Raw genomic sequence first — 14,572 nt, 5'->3', positions numbered from 1 at the left:
GGTCTCCAGCCTGACCCTCACCAGGTACCGGTTCAGCTTTTCCGTGCGGCACTACAACAACGCCTGAAGTATTTAGACTGGAACCATGAGAATCGTCATACAGCGGGTCAGCCATGCCCGGGTCGATGTGGTCGACGAGCAGGGGCAGCCGGATCCTGATTTCCATCCACAGAGCATCGGCACGGGTCTCCTGCTCCTGGTGGCCGTCCAGGACAGCGACGGCGATGCCCAGGTGGACTATGCCGTACGCAAGCTGACCCGGATGCGCATCTTCGCCGATGAGGAGGGCCGGATGAACCGGTCGGTCCTGGACTGCGGCGGCTCCATCCTCTCCATCTCCCAGTTCACCCTCTATGCAGATCTGCGTCATGGCAATCGCCCCAGTTTCATGGCTGCGGGAGAGCCCCGACATGCCCAAAAGGTCTGGCAGGATCTGAACCGGGCACTGGCCGCGACCGGTGTGCCAGTTGCCGTCGGACAATTCGGCGCCCACATGCGAGTGGATCTGGTCAACGACGGACCGGTGACCATCCTGCTGGACACCGACAGGCTGATGAAGCCGACAGCTTCTTCATCAGCTATTTGACGATGGGCCGCAGGGGCGCTGACACATCCAACTGATGCTTGTCGCCGATCTTGGATGGATCGTTGATGATCTTGTCGACCACTGCCTGCTTGAGCTTCAGGTCGGAGCCGTCGCCCCAGATGATGACATGTTTGCCCTGGTCCAGCTCGGTGGTGATGGAGTCCTGGGTTTCCGCAGTCACCTTGGTCACCGAATGGCGCATGGCCTCGGGCATGGTCGACAATATCCGCAGGGTCTGCCTGACCGCCTGATCCTGCTGGGCACGATTGACGGTGGACACCTGGATGACCGGCACTCCCTTCACCGGCTTGGACACAGTATTGAGCACCCTTCCCTGTCTGTCTACGGCCGTCAGTTTGTCCTGTGCATCCTTGAAGACCGCAGTGGGCTCCTGGGCATCGAAGCTCACCTCCAGACCGTGCGGAAAACTCTTGCGGACCTTGGCATCGGTCACCCCGGCCATGCCGCTGATCTCCTCCTCAACGCCATTGGTGGAAATCAGCAACAATGAGCGATCCCCCTGACGGGCCACGATTGAAGCCACCCTATCGTTGGACACCCAGGCATTGCCGCCGCTGACACCGATCTTGTCAGTCTGTAGGCGGAAGACCGGAGAGAGAAAGAACAACCATGCCAGTCCTGCTATCAGAGCCATGACCAAGAGCACGACACCTGTCCGGATCAGGACCAGCCTGCGACTGACCTTCTTCTTCTCGCGCACCCGGGCCTGAAAGTCCAGAACCTTGGGCCGTACGAAGATCCCCAGCCCCTGATCCTCCTGGTCGGTGCCAATCCTGCCTGAGACGGGTCGGTCCGGCGGTATGGTCCGGGCATCGACGAATCCGCCGGCCGAACTCGTCGAACGAGATTCTGCAGACTTGGATGTCACAGACTTGGAGGCTGAGGCGCTGCTGCCTTTGACTAGAGAGCGGGAGGATGAAGAGGCCGACCTTGGGCTACGTGTCCTGGAGCCGCCTGCATTCTTGGCACGATTGGGACGACCCTTGAGACGCTTGGACCGCTTGAGACGCCTGCCCCTGCCGCCTGTCTTTTCAGCCTTGGACCGGCGACCTGCCAATCCCGCAGCATCGGAAGCGGCCGACCTGCCCGATCTGGCGGTTCTGCCGGTCTGCGGTTCCTCTCCCAAAGGCTTGGTGGTGCGCCCAGACCGGGCTGTCCGTGCGGCCTTGGCAGCCCGAACGGCCCTGCTTCTGGAAGAGGCTCCGCCGGAGGCGCTGCGACCCTTGCCGGTCTTCACTGCTCGTCCCGTTCAGCAAGCTTGTCAAGAATGACCGGTCCCATGGCGGTGACATCGCCGGCGCCCACAGTCAGGATCACATCCCCCGGCTCTGCCCGCCCGGCCAGATCCAGAGCTGCCTGATGCATGTCCGGGCAGGCCCGGAAGACAGCTCCGGTCGACCTCTTCCCGGAATCCTGGGACTCATGGTTCGATGCCTTGCGAGCGGCGGCAGGGATGGTCCCGGCATCCACGCCCGGAAAATCGCTGGCCAGCTCGCGGGCGGGGAAGATGTCGGTTACGGTCACATCGTCCGCCAGGGACAAAGCATCTGCGAACCGGTCAGCAAAGATGGCCGTTCGCGAATACAGATGAGGCTGGAAGAGCACCCTGATGGTCCGCCCCGGATAACGCCGTCTGGCGGCGGTCAGCAGGGCGGCGATCTCCGTAGGATGATGGGCGTAATCATCAACTACGGTGACCCCATGCTGGATTCCGCGGATCTCGAAGCGTCGAGAGGCCCCACGGAAGTCGGCTGCAGAAGCGGCGGCTGCATCGGGATCCATTCCCAACAGGATGGCGGCGATGATGGCCGCGGCTGCATTGCGGGCATTGTGAATGCCGGGAATCGCCAAGTCCACCTGCAATTCGAGCGGCTTGCCGGCATCCAACCCTGCTGCCTGAAACACCTGCGCCGGGAGAGCCAAACGGCAATGCTCACGACCGCTGCCGCTGCTTTCGGACTCGGACTCGATGCGAACCAGGCCGAGGACCCCGGGCAAAGAGTCCATATTCAGCTGGGGATCCGAGGCATAGACGATGATCTTGGCCTGGCAGTCCCCGTGCAGCCGCCGCAGCACCTCCAGAGCGCCCTGGTCGTCCCCGCAGACCACCAGGAAGCGGCGGGCATGCCGGGCATGTTCCACGAAGGCCTGGTGGAAGGCGTCAGCCGTGCCGTAGTGGTCCAGATGGTCGGGCTCCACGTTGGTGATGATGGCGATGTCGGGAGTGTACTTGCCAAAGCTGCCGTCGGACTCGTCCGCCTCGGCCACCAGGACCCGTCCGGATCCCACATGCCCCCCGTCCATGGGCCCCTGGCCGCTCTGAAGGCTGCCCCCGATGGCGTAGCTGGGATCGGCCAGATCCCCCTGGCCGCCCTTGGTCAGCAGGTGGGCCAAGAGCGCGCTGGTGGTGGTCTTGCCATGGGCACCGGCCACGGTGACTGAGATTCTGGAGGCCATGAGCAGGGCCAGAATGTCACTGCGATGGACCAGCCGGGCGCCGGCCTCGCGAGCTGCCAGAATCTCGGGATTGTCGGGCTTGATGGCACTGGACCAGACCACCGTGCGGGCCCCGGCCACGTTGCTGGCGTCCTGACCGATGGCGACCGGGATTCCCAGCTGACGCAGACGGCGGGTCTTGTCCCCCTCGGCGCGGTCGGAGCCTGAGACCTGCACCCCCTCCTGGTGGAGCATCTCGGCCAGCACGCTCATCCCGGCCCCGCCGATGCCGATGAAGTGGGTGGGCCCCAAATCCCTGGGGTCGCGCACTCCGGCTCGGGCCAAGGCAGGCAGGCAGGGGTCCAGAACCGGCAGGGACCGGTCGCCGCCGTCCTGCCGACCGGGCACAGTATTCAATTCATGCTTGGGCACAGTAGTTGCATCTCCTCCAACAGTTCAGGACCGTTCAGGACGGTCGCCCGTCGCCTGCCTCCATTATGCCCGATTAGGCCCTCCCAGAGTCCTTGCGGGCAAGGTGTTGGTCGGCCATGGTCAGGATCTGCTCAGCCATCACCTGGGCAGCGTCGCGAATCCCGTACCCCCAGGCCCGGCTGCGCATGTCAGCCAGCCTATCCTTATCAGCCATAAGAGCAGGGACGTGCTGGGCCACCCATTTGGCGTCCAGCGCCGCATCATCGACCATGAGCCCTCCCCCGGCCTGAACCACTGGCTGGGCGTTGAATCGCTGCTCGCCGTTGCCGATGGGCAGGGGCACGTAGACGGCGGGCACCCCCAGGGCGGCCAGCTCGCTGACAGAGCCGGCACCAGCCCTGCAGACCACCAGATCGGCGCAGGCGAAGGCCAGATCGATCCGCTCCAAGTATTCGGCCATGTGGTAGTCCCCCCGGCCCTGGTGGGCCGGGTCCAAATCGTTGATGGCCGCATCGCCCAGATCAGCCGCCACCTGCTCTCTGACCTGGTCGGCCTTGCCACGACCAGTCAGATGGATGACCTGGGTTCGCTCCAATAGTTGCCGGGCCGCGCCAGCCACCGCCTTATTCAGGCTGAGCGCGCCCAGGGAACCCCCGGTGACCAGCAGGATGGGCCTATCGGGATCCAGACCCAAGGACTGTGCGGACTTCCTGCGAGCGCCCGAGGGATCAGCCTCCATCTGCTTGGCCAGTCGGGCGATGGCCGGCCGCAGGGGAAGACCCACGCGGCGCACAGGCACTCCGGCCCGGGCTCGGATACCGGTATCCTCATAAGCCGTGCCTACGAAATCAGCCCAGCGAGCACCCAGTTTGTTGGCCATGCCTGCCCGGGCGTTCTGCTCGTGGACGACGATGGGCAGGCCCAGGTTCCGTGCAGCCCTGTAGGCCGGCGCCGAGGCATAGCCGCCAAAACCTACCACCAGGTCGGCCGACCGATCCTGCAAATACCCTCGGACACGCTTCACCTCATGCCGCCAACGCCGGGGGAAGTCCAGGGCAGCTTTATTGGGACGACGAGGGAAGGGCACCTTCTCAATCAGATCCAAGGGAAGGCCGGCGGCCGGCACCAGGTCGTGCTCCAGCCCGACAGCAGTACCGATCACGCTGACAGCCGCCTGGGGACAGCGTTCCCGAATGGCCGCAGCCACACTGAGCAGGGGGTTGACATGCCCTGCCGTCCCACCACCGGCCAGCACCAGATGGGGACCAGCGCCCTTACCGGCATGCTCCTGGTCGTCCCCAGGCATCCCGCTCTCGGTCCTCGTCGCTGTCGTCATCCCTGAATCCGCTTCCTTTCCGCCATATCCATTCCATATCTCATGACCCGTCCGTGGCCGCCTTCACGTCCGGCTGAGTCCGAATCATCTGCAGGGCCACCCCGGCCGAAGCCAGGCAGGAGATCAGGGCGGTCCCTCCAGCCGACACGAAGGGCAGGGGCAGGCCGATGACCGGCAACAGGCCCAGAACCACGCAGATGTTGACCAGGGCTTGACCCACCAGCCATACATCCAGGCAGATCAGCACCATGCCCGCATACCGGTTCCTGGTGGTCAGGGCGATCCTCAGCATGCACCAGCCCATGACCACGAAGACCAGAATAAGCATGGCCGCCCCTACAAAGCCCAGCTCCTCGCCGATGACAGCGAAGATGAAGTCATTGTGCGCCTCGGGCAGGTAGTTCCACTTCTCCCTGGAGTTGCCCAGCCCGACCCCGGTCAGGCCCCCCGAGGCCATGGCATACAGTCCGTGGATGGACTGGTAGCAGACACCCTGAATGTCATCCGCCGAGCACTTGCCGTAGGCGGCCATGATCCGCTGGGTCCGGTTGCTATTGCCGTAGACCGAAAAGCCGATGACCGCGGCCATCCCCAGAACTGCCAGGCTGAGCAGCCAGCGCAGGGGGAAGCCCGAGACCAGGAAGGCCACGAAGCCGATGATGACGATGATCATGGCCGTTCCCAGATCCTTGCCCAGCATGATCAGCAGGAAACTGACGATAAAACCGGCGGCAGGCTTGGCATAGGCCTTGGCCAGGCTCTTCAGGTCGGAATCCTTGCCAACCTGCCGTTGGGCTTCGATCAGGGCCTGTGGCAGCCACAGGCACAGGGCCAGTTTGAGCAGCTCGGCTGGCTGCATGGAGATGCCCCCCACCGAGATCCAGCCCTCATTGCCGTTGGCGGACCGCCCCAGGGGAGTACGCGTCAGCAGCTGAATACCCTGGCTGACAATCAGAAACCCGGTACTCCAGCTCCGGTAGCGGTCGATGCTGATCCTCACGGCCAAAAGGGCCAGCAACAGCCCCACCACGGCGTATATGCTCTGACGAATAACCTGGCTCCAGGGAGAGCTGCCCTGGGCCACCAGATCCACAGCCGAGGAGGAAAAGACCATCATCAGGCCGAAAACCGTGGTGGCGACGACTGTGGCCAAAAAGCCGTAGTAGCACCAGAGCGGGTTGAGAATGGCCCGCCAGCCCCGGTAGTCCCCCTTGCCGCCAGACCCCCGGGAGGGAGCCTTGTGCGGATCAGTGTCGCGCTTCATGCTCGTGGACCCACTGTTCGGCCTGCTGGGCAAACTGGTCACCCCGGTCGGCATAGGAGGCGAACTGGTCCATGGAGGCGCAGGCGGGGGCCAGCAGAACCACCTGGCCGGGCTTTGCGTAGGAGCCGGCTGCACGGATGGCCCGGGCCATAACCTGATCGCTGGCACCAGGGTCGATCAGGGTAACCGGCAGATCGGGCGCCTGGTCCTTGATGGCCTGGGCCATGGGCTGCTGATCCCGGCCGATGATCACGGCTGCAGCCAGCTTGGACCTGCGGGACCGGACCAGATCGTCAAAGCGGGCGCCCTTGGCCAACCCGCCGGCCAGCCAGACCACCTGGCCGTCATGGTAGCTGGCCAGGGAGGCCTCGGCGGCATGGGCGTTGGTGGCCTTGGAGTCGTCGACAAAACGGATGGCCTGCGAACCCTGGCCCAGGGTGGCCACCGTACTGATCCTGTGGTCGCCAGGGGTGAAAGCACGCATGGCTTCGATGGCCGCGTCGACCTTGGCCCCAGCACCCAGGGCCAGAGCCAGGGCGCAGAGGGCATCAGCCAGCAGATGGGGGTAGACCGTGCCGTCAGGCTCGCACAGATCCGTCAGGTCGGCCACCCGGACCAGCCTGACGCCCTCCTCAAAGTCATGACCGGTCAATCCGCTGCGGTCTATGACCCAGCCATCCTCTACGCCCAACTGCCCAGGCTCGGGCCGACCCAGGGTGAACCCCACACGTCGGCAGCCTGGGGCTGGCTGCGCCTGCCTGGCCAGTTCAGAGACCCGGGAGTCGTCAGCGTTGTAGACCAGGGCCTTGCGCACGCCCCGGTAGATGCGCGCCTTGTCGGCCGCATAGGCCTCAAAGCCACCGTGCCAGTCCAGGTGGTCGTCGGCCAGATTGGTGATGGCCGCGCACTCCAGGGTCGGCGAGAAGGTGAAGTGCAGCTGGAAGGAGCTCAGCTCTACGCAGAGCATGTCGTTGTCGGAGTCCAGAACGGCTGTGGAGACGGCCTTGCCGATGTTGCCCACCGCAGGGGCCGTGAACCCGCTGGCCTGCATCATGGCGGCGACCATCCTGGTGGTCGATGTCTTGCCATTGGTGCCGGTGATTCCGATCCAGGGGGCTGGCCGGCCGGTCAGGGCTGCGGGCACCCGCAGCATCCAAGCCATCTCCACTTCGCTGACCACAGGGATGCCCCGACGCTGCGCCTCAAGGATAAATGGGGTGCGCGGATTGAAGACGGGCGAGGCCATGACCAGGTCCACCTGGCTCCAGTCCACCTGGTCGAAGTCATGAAGATCGGCCTGCGGGGCGCGCTGGTCCACAGTGATCACCCCGGCCGCCCGGCCTCGCAGGGCTGCGGCCACGCTCCGTCCGGAAATGCCCAGCCCGGCGACCAGCACCCGCTTCTGGCTCAAGTCCATATCCATGAACACCTCATTCCGCTAGCTCCGACATCTGCTTGGCATGATACCGGCTGCCGAAGTCCGGTACCGTGAATGGACGCGCTCAGATGGGCAGCCCAGAGCGGACCACCCAGTCTGCATAGAAGCAGACCAGGGCCAGCAGGACGAAGATCAGGTCCACCATCCAGAACCGGACAACCACCTTGGACTCCTGCCAACCCATCAGCTCGAAGTGGTGGTGGATGGGCGCCATCTTGAAGACCCGCTTGTGGGTGAGCTTGAAGTAGCCCACCTGGATGACATCGGAGGCGGCCTCGCCCACGAAGAGCCCGCCCAGGATGACCGCCAGAAGCTCGGTATGAGTGGCGATGGACAGGGCTGCGAAGAGCCCGCCCAGGGCCAAGGATCCGGTGTCGCCCATGAAGATGGAGGCCGGATTGGTGTTGTACCAGAGGAAGCCGAAGCAGGCCACGGCCGCGCAGCAGGCGATGATGGCCAGGTCCAGGGGATCGGAGACCGCATAGGCATGGCCGGGATGGCTGCCGCCCTTCAAGTGGTAGCTTTCCCAGAAGGCGATGACCGTGTAACCCACGAAGGCGATCATGGAGGAGCCTGAAGCCAGCCCGTCAAGGCCGTCAGTCAGGTTGACCGCATTGCTCCAGGCCGTCATCAGCAGATTGACCCAGATGATGAACAGCACCACGGACAGGACGCTACCTGCCATTCTGAAGTCGATGATGGGCTGCTCCACGAAGGAGATGCCCGCCTGGGCGCTGGGGTACCCGTTCTTGGTGGGCAGCTTCAGAGCCAGCACCGCGTAGATGGTGGCCAGTATGAACTGGCCGATGAACTTGGCCCTGACCGACAGGCCCAGGTTCTGCTTCTTGCGCACCTTGGCGAAGTCGTCGATGAAGCCCAGGAAGCCCATGGAGAGCATGGCGAACAGCACCAGCATGGCCGACAGGGACACGGATTCCCCCCGCGACAGGTAGCGGTAGAGCGCCGAGGCTGCCCAACCCAGCAGGATGGCCAGGTTGATGATCAGCCCGCCCATGGTCGGGGTGCCGCGCTTGACCAGGTGGGACTTGGGCCCATCCTGGCGGATGTACTGGCCGTAGTGCAGACGGTGGACCAGCCGTATCAGCAGGGGGGTGCCTGCCAGCGTCACCACCAGGGCGACCAGGATTCCGATGATGAGGGCAATCACAGTGTGTACTCCAACTCTTGGATGCTGTCCTTGAACGTTCTACCCCGCTGTGGGGATGCCAGCAGATTCATGGCTCAGCCCTGCCACCGGTCGGCCAGACCGGACAGGCCGGACATGTGCGAGCCCTTGAGCAGGACAAGATTTTGCCGGTCAGGATGCTTGGCGCATAGGCGGCGAACCATGTGATCGGCCTGGTCAGCATCCTGGGCGAAGAGGACGCGCATGGCCCCAGGCTGTTCCTCACTCCGACCAGATAGGCCGCCAGCGCCACGGACAAGGGCATGAACCAACCCGTCCATCTGCTGATCCCGGCAGCCCACCGCGACCAATGCATCAATGCCCAACCGACGGCAGTAGGCGCCGATCTCCTGGTGCAGCCGCTCCCCTTGGCCGCCCAGCTCAAGCATGACCCCCAGGACAGCTATACGATAGACCGGACCGTCGGATCCCCTCCAGGCGGCCAGAGCGTCCAGACCGGCCCGCACGGAGTCGGGATTGGCGTTGAAGGAATCGTCAATCAGGGTGAAGGAGGCATCCGGCAGCCGGACCGAAGACAGGGCCATCCGATGCGGGCTGATCTGCCGCTGTCGACCCAGCTCATCGGCGATGCGCCCTGCGTCCAGACCCAGAGCGTGGGCTACCGTGGCGGCAGCCAGGGCGTTCATGACATTGTGCCGCCCCGGGATGCCCAGACGCAACCGCACTGGTTGCTGGCCAGGCAGACGCAGCTCGAAGGCCGGCCTGTCCAGGCTGTCGCTGTCAAGGTAGCGAGCCGAGCCGTCCAGGCTGCGGTCCTGACCGCCGTCCTCAGCGGCCATGCCAAACCGCAGAACAGGGCCAGAGGCCAGATCAGCCATGGCAGCCACCCGGGAATCGTCTGCGTTGAGCACGGCGGTCCCGCCCGGCACCAGACCCTGCACGATCTCGCTCTTGGCCTGGGCGATGCGATCCACGGAGCCGAATTCGCCCAGGTGGGCCACTCCTACCTTGAGGACCAGAGCCATGTCCGGAGGAACCATTGTGGTCAGCCGGGCGATCTCACCCAGGTGGTTGGCACCCATCTCGGCCACCAGATACCGGGTGTCAGGCCCGACCTCCAAGGCTGTCAGAGGAAGGCCGATCTCGTTGTTGAAAGACCCGACAGGGGCCACCACCGGACCCAGGAGTGCCAGCAGAGAGGACAGCAGATCCTTGGTGGTGGTCTTGCCGACGGATCCGGTGATGCCAATTACCGTAAAGGGTTCTGACGCTGCGCGCCGACGGTCTATGCTGGCCCGGGCCAGCAGCCCCAAGGCGTCAACCGTATCGTCCACAAGAATTTGGGGCAGGTCAGCGCCCGGAACGAGATGGTCGACTAGGGCCGCCCGGCAGCCCTTGGCTCCCAGGCCGGGAACATAGTCATGGCCATCCACGTGCTCGCCCTTGATGGCTACGAAGAGTCCATCGGGCTTGGCCTGACGGGAGTCGGTCACCACCCGCATGCGCACGGACCGCTGGTCGGATTCGTGACCAGGACTGACCTCGACCAGCCGACCGTGCACATATTCGACGACCTCTTCCAGGGTCATGGGCATGGACCCGGCCCCTACAGACTGACTCATCCTCACCTCTCAGGACATTTCGCGGGAGACGCGCAGGGCGCTCCTGATGTTGTTGCGTTTGACGCCGGCGGCCATGGTCATGGCGATGCACAGGGACAGGTCGTCGCTCTGTGCCTCGGCGGGCAGGGACTGCCGGGCCAGCCCGTCGGATTCCTCGTTGCGCCGGGCTACGATGGTGTGCCCGCCCAGGCTGAACCCATATCGGCGGGCCCTGGAGATCAGCCGTACGTGCCGCATATCGCGCGTGGAGCCCTCCTGGGCGCCCAGGGCCACTACATCCAGATCCACCGCCTGCAGGGCATCCCTGGCCAGGGTCTGTTCGTCCACGGAGATGACCACGGCGGCCGCCCCGTCCTCCAGGGCGATGGACAGACTGCGTTGCACATCGAACATGCTCAGGGGATATTCCAGGTCCAGTCGCCGGTCCAGCGAGTACGAACCCTTGGAGCTGAGAATGCCGACGGGATTGCCCAGCACGTGCAGGAAGTCGGCCAAGAGATCCACCTGCTCCTGCACCTGGGAACCGACCAGGGCGAAGACGGCCAGGGCTCCCGAAGGGTCCCCTGCGGCATTGGACAGCAGCTGGCCCATCTGCCAGGCGTGCATGGTGCCGAAGAGCAGGGGTATGCGGGCTCGTCCCACCTGTTGACGGGCCGAGGTCGGCAGCAGGGCTGCGTAGGCCCCTCGACGCTCGGCCTCCTCGATCATGCCCTGGTCCACCTGCTGGTCTGCTGGCACATACAGACTGCCGGGCCGCACTGAGGGCAGGTCGTCCACCAGTGAGGTCACCGTAACTGGTTCAGCGAAATCGGGGACCAGGGTCAGCCCGTAGCGTCCTTTGAGCTGACCCAGGGTCAACCGTCGGGAGATTGATTCACTCAGCGCACTCATGCTGCAATCTCTCCTTCGTCCGGGAACGCCATGATGCCTGCCGGTATCACCATGTTACCGGGATAGCATCGGTTCTGGGCGCAGACGTGGGGACCTGGTATTTCTGCATAAGGAATTCACCGATCTGAGCGAAGATGGGGCCGGCGGTGATGCTGCCGAAAACGCCATCGCTGCTGTGGGGATTCTTCAGGACTACGGTGACGACATAATGGGGATCGTCAGCAGGCAGGATGCCCACCCAGTCGCTGATGATGCCGCCCAGGCCGCCCGAGCTGTCGGCCACCTCGGCGGTGCCGGTCTTGGAAGCCACCCGATAGCCATCCACCTTGGCTGTATTCTGGTACTTTTCAGCCACCGACTCCATGCCGTTCATGACCGTAGCCGCCACCTTCTCGTCCACTACCCTCACCCGGTTGGCGTTGACGGCATCCTGGCCGCGGATGATGGTCTGGTCGGCCCGGACCCCCTTGTTGGCCAGGGTGGCGATGACGTTGGTCAGCTGGATGGCGTTGGTGGCGTAGCCCTGGCCGAACAATACCGTGTTGCGCGTGCGTCGGTCCCAGGTCTGAGGCGAAGTCAGCAGGCCCTTGGACTCCCCCGGCAGGCCCAGGGACGAGGCCTGGCCGATGCCAAAGCGGGTCAGATAGTCGTAGCGCTTCTGATCCGGGTAGTGTTCGCCGGCCATGACCATGCCCACGTTGGAGGAGTTCTGCAGAATGCCGGCAAGGGTCCAGTGCTCGGCTGGATGGTCGAAGGCATCCTTGTACTGCTGGTTGTCCACGGTGATGTGGTCGGGCACAGTGAAGCGGTCGCTCATGGAGTGCACCTGCTCCTGAAGCATGCCGGAGATCGAGATGGTCTTGCCGATGGAGCCGGGCTCGAAGGTCTCCGCCACCGCCCGCGAGGAGTTGACCTTGGCCTGGTCGCTGCCAGCCTGGTAATCGTCAGTGTCGGCCAGGGCCAGGATCTCGTTGGTGCGGGTGTCCTGGACGACGGCCAGGGCCCAGTCGGCATGAAAGCGCTGGCAGCCCGACTTGAGGGCCTGACGGACGTACCACTGAACGTCCTGATCAACGGTCAGGGTCACATCCTTGCCGTTGACCGGATTGCGCTGACGGGTCACGGTTCCGGGGATCTCCTGGCCAAGCATCCCCTGCTGGTAGACCGTGTAGCCGTCAGAGCCGGTCAGCTGCCGGTTCTCCATCTGCTCGATCCCGGCCACGCCCTTGCCGCTGTCGTCGATGCCCCCGATCAGGGCTCCCATCAGATCCGCATGCGGATACGTGCGTTCGCTGCTCAGCTCTGCCGTGATGATCCCCTGCAGCCCCAGCTTGTCGATGGAGCGCTTGACCTCGGGAGTCACCCGCTTGGCCAAGACCACGTACCGTCCGGGGACGCTGAGCTTGCCGCCCAGCTCCATGGCGTTCATGCCCAAGGCTGGCGCCAAGAGGCGGGCCACGCCGGCGGCACCGTCAGCGCCCACCGGATGCCCCTTGATGCTGTGGCAGTCACTGCCTGTGCGCTTGGTGCAGTTGACAGGTATGAAGGATGCGGCCGCCTCGGGATCACCGATGATGTTGTATCGTTCCAGGCTCTGGGCCAGCACCCGGCCATTGACATCAAGGATGCGGCCACGCTGGGCCTTGATGGTGTGCGGCACCGTGCGGCCCGCCGCAGCCGCTTGCGCCATGGACCTTCCGTCGAAGAGCTGGATATAGGCCAGCTTACCCAGGGCCAAGGCGGCCACCAGGACCAGAATCAGACCCACAGACAAGGAACGTTTGCAGAAAGACAGGTGCCAGGAGCGTTTGGTTCCCTTGCCGCTCATGGATGCCCCGCCTTGCCCTGGGCACCCTGAGGGGGCTTGTAGCCTTGCAGATCGATGGAGTTCAGGCCCTGCTGGGGTTGCATGCCCAACTGCTGGGCCTTGTCCGGCAGGGAGGCCTGGAGTTGGTCGAGCTTGTTCTGGTCATCCTGGACGTCCTGGGTCAGATTGCTGATTTCATGCTGAACCCTGGTGGCCTCGAAGGAGTCCTGGACCATCTGGGTGCGCAGCATCAGGGATCCGAACATGCAGGCGGCCAGAAAGATCACGGAGGCCATGATGCGCAAGAGAGGATTGCCACGGGTCCGCGTCCAGCCGATCAGACGCCGGGCCCCCTCAGCCACTGGACCTCGTTCGGGACGGCGGGCCTTGCCTGTGCCCTTGATCAGACTGAGCTCAGGCCTGGTGGGCATCTCCTGGATGCGAGGATGACCCTTGTCCGGAGAGGCCTTGGAACGGACTGAACGTGCTGGCATGGTCATGACCGGCGCCTCGATTCCGAACCGTGGCCGGCACGACGATGGCGACCTGCTGAGCCCTGCCCACGGGCCTCGGCCTGAAGCCGGCGACGACGCTCCTCAGGAATGTCTCCGATCATCTCAACAGCCCGCAGGCGCACTGAAGCGGACCTGGGGTTGCGTTCCCGCTCGGCAAGGTCGGCCTTGATGGCGCCATGAGTCAGATCCGACAGGTAGGGGCGGGCCTGATCCGGCACCACCGGCATGCCCGCCGGCAGATCCACGTGCAGTCCCGGCGCCATGAAGCGCTTGACCATGCGGTCTTCCAGGGAGTGATAGGACTCCACGACCAGACGACCTCCCTTGGCCAGCCGCAGCATGGCCTGGGGCAGGGTGCGCCTGAGACGGTCCAGCTCTCCATTGACCTCGATGCGCAGGGCCTGGAAGACCCTCTTGGCCGGATTGCCTGGCGGACGATGGCCACGCGGCACTGCCCTATCCACCAGACGGTCCAGTTGAGCAGAGGTGGTCAGTGGCTGCTCCTGCCTGGTTTCGACGATGGCCCGTGCGATGCGGCCTGCATAGCGCTCCTCCCCGTACCGGGAGAAGATGTCGGCCAACTGGTCTTGGTCATACTCGGCCAGAACCCGTGCGGCCGTCAGCTCCTGGCTGGTGTCCATGCGCATGTCCAGCGGGGCATCCTGACGGTAGGTGAATCCCCTGTCGCGCTGGTCGATCTGCAGGGAGGACAATCCCAGATCCATGAAGACCAGGTCCACTTGCCCCAGGCCCAGGGCATCCAGCTGCTGGTCCAGCTGATCGAAGGGGGCGTGCACCGGCGTGAAGCGGTCGGCCAGACCCTCGTCGCGCATCCGGCCAGTGGCCAGATCCAGGGCCTGGCTATCCCTGTCTATGCCAATAAGACGGGCCCCAGGGCAGGACTTGAGGAAGGCGGTGGCGTGACCAGCCAGGCCCAGCGTGCAATCCACAGCCACGGCCCCCGGGTGCTCCAAGGCGGGTCGGGCCAGTGCAAGACAGCGTTCCAGCAGGACGGGACGGTGGACCTTGCCGCTGTCCACGGCCTCCTGGTCGGGAGGATTGTGATCTGACATCAGG

General features: G+C 64.5%; 12 protein-coding genes. 1 reads left to right on the top strand and 11 read right to left on the bottom strand.

Annotation, left to right across the window (positions count from 1 at the left end; translation table 11 throughout):
• Positions 1–85: 85 nt before the first annotated feature.
• On the top strand, positions 86–586 hold the full coding sequence (gene dtd, locus FPK30_RS04655) for a D-aminoacyl-tRNA deacylase (RefSeq protein ID WP_144085494.1): 501 nt from the start codon (positions 86–88) through the stop codon (positions 584–586).
• Here the strand turns inward: dtd and FPK30_RS04650 are convergent.
• From FPK30_RS04650 to rsmH, 11 genes are all read right to left on the bottom strand, one after another.
• Positions 579–1,844: a cell division protein FtsQ/DivIB gene (locus tag FPK30_RS04650; RefSeq protein ID WP_260804432.1), complete on the bottom strand. Its 1,266-nt coding sequence runs from the start codon at positions 1,842–1,844 to the stop codon at positions 579–581. The genes dtd and FPK30_RS04650 overlap by 8 nt on opposite strands.
• Entirely contained in the window at positions 1,841–3,418 is a 1,578-nt protein-coding gene (gene murC, locus FPK30_RS04645; RefSeq protein ID WP_420809429.1) for a UDP-N-acetylmuramate--L-alanine ligase, read from the bottom strand. The genes FPK30_RS04650 and murC overlap by 4 nt, the downstream gene beginning before the upstream one ends.
• A 130-nt stretch (positions 3,419–3,548) precedes the next feature.
• The gene (locus FPK30_RS04640; RefSeq protein WP_186279401.1) at positions 3,549–4,781 is read right to left on the bottom strand and encodes a UDP-N-acetylglucosamine--N-acetylmuramyl-(pentapeptide) pyrophosphoryl-undecaprenol N-acetylglucosamine transferase; all 1,233 of its coding nucleotides are present in this window, start codon (positions 4,779–4,781) and stop codon (positions 3,549–3,551) included.
• 70 nt (positions 4,782–4,851) lie between these two features.
• Positions 4,852–6,075 (bottom strand): peptidoglycan glycosyltransferase FtsW, encoded by a 1,224-nt coding sequence (locus FPK30_RS04635; RefSeq protein ID WP_144085491.1) that lies wholly within the window; start codon positions 6,073–6,075, stop codon positions 4,852–4,854.
• Positions 6,059–7,498 (bottom strand): UDP-N-acetylmuramoyl-L-alanine--D-glutamate ligase, encoded by a 1,440-nt coding sequence (gene murD, locus FPK30_RS04630; protein WP_144085490.1) that lies wholly within the window; start codon positions 7,496–7,498, stop codon positions 6,059–6,061. Before murD ends, FPK30_RS04635 begins: the two co-directional genes overlap by 17 nt.
• Before the next feature lie 79 nt (positions 7,499–7,577).
• Positions 7,578–8,681, bottom strand: coding sequence for a phospho-N-acetylmuramoyl-pentapeptide-transferase (mraY, locus tag FPK30_RS04625; protein ID WP_045924096.1), 1,104 nt, complete (start codon positions 8,679–8,681; stop codon positions 7,578–7,580).
• A 74-nt stretch (positions 8,682–8,755) separates the two neighbouring features.
• Entirely contained in the window at positions 8,756–10,282 is a 1,527-nt protein-coding gene (locus FPK30_RS04620; protein ID WP_144085489.1) for a UDP-N-acetylmuramoyl-tripeptide--D-alanyl-D-alanine ligase, read from the bottom strand.
• 9 nt (positions 10,283–10,291) lie between these two features.
• Positions 10,292–11,173, bottom strand: coding sequence for a UDP-N-acetylmuramyl peptide synthase (locus FPK30_RS04615; RefSeq protein WP_144085488.1), 882 nt, complete (start codon positions 11,171–11,173; stop codon positions 10,292–10,294).
• 46 nt (positions 11,174–11,219) lie between these two features.
• On the bottom strand, positions 11,220–13,001 hold the full coding sequence (locus tag FPK30_RS04610; RefSeq protein WP_144085487.1) for a peptidoglycan D,D-transpeptidase FtsI family protein: 1,782 nt from the start codon (positions 12,999–13,001) through the stop codon (positions 11,220–11,222).
• Positions 12,998–13,480: a cell division protein FtsL gene (gene ftsL / locus FPK30_RS04605; RefSeq protein WP_144085486.1), complete on the bottom strand. Its 483-nt coding sequence runs from the start codon at positions 13,478–13,480 to the stop codon at positions 12,998–13,000. The genes FPK30_RS04610 and ftsL overlap by 4 nt, the downstream gene beginning before the upstream one ends.
• A complete protein-coding gene (gene rsmH / locus FPK30_RS04600) occupies positions 13,477–14,568 on the bottom strand; it encodes a 16S rRNA (cytosine(1402)-N(4))-methyltransferase RsmH (protein WP_186279381.1) in 1,092 nt (363 codons plus the stop codon). The genes ftsL and rsmH overlap by 4 nt, the downstream gene beginning before the upstream one ends.
• Positions 14,569–14,572 lie beyond the last annotated feature (4 nt).

The sequence above is a fragment of the Bifidobacterium apousia genome, from assembly GCF_007559275.1.
GTDB classification, from domain to species: Bacteria; Actinomycetota; Actinomycetes; order Actinomycetales; family Bifidobacteriaceae; genus Bombiscardovia; species Bombiscardovia apousia.
This window is presented reverse-complemented; position numbering and strand designations above follow the sequence as displayed.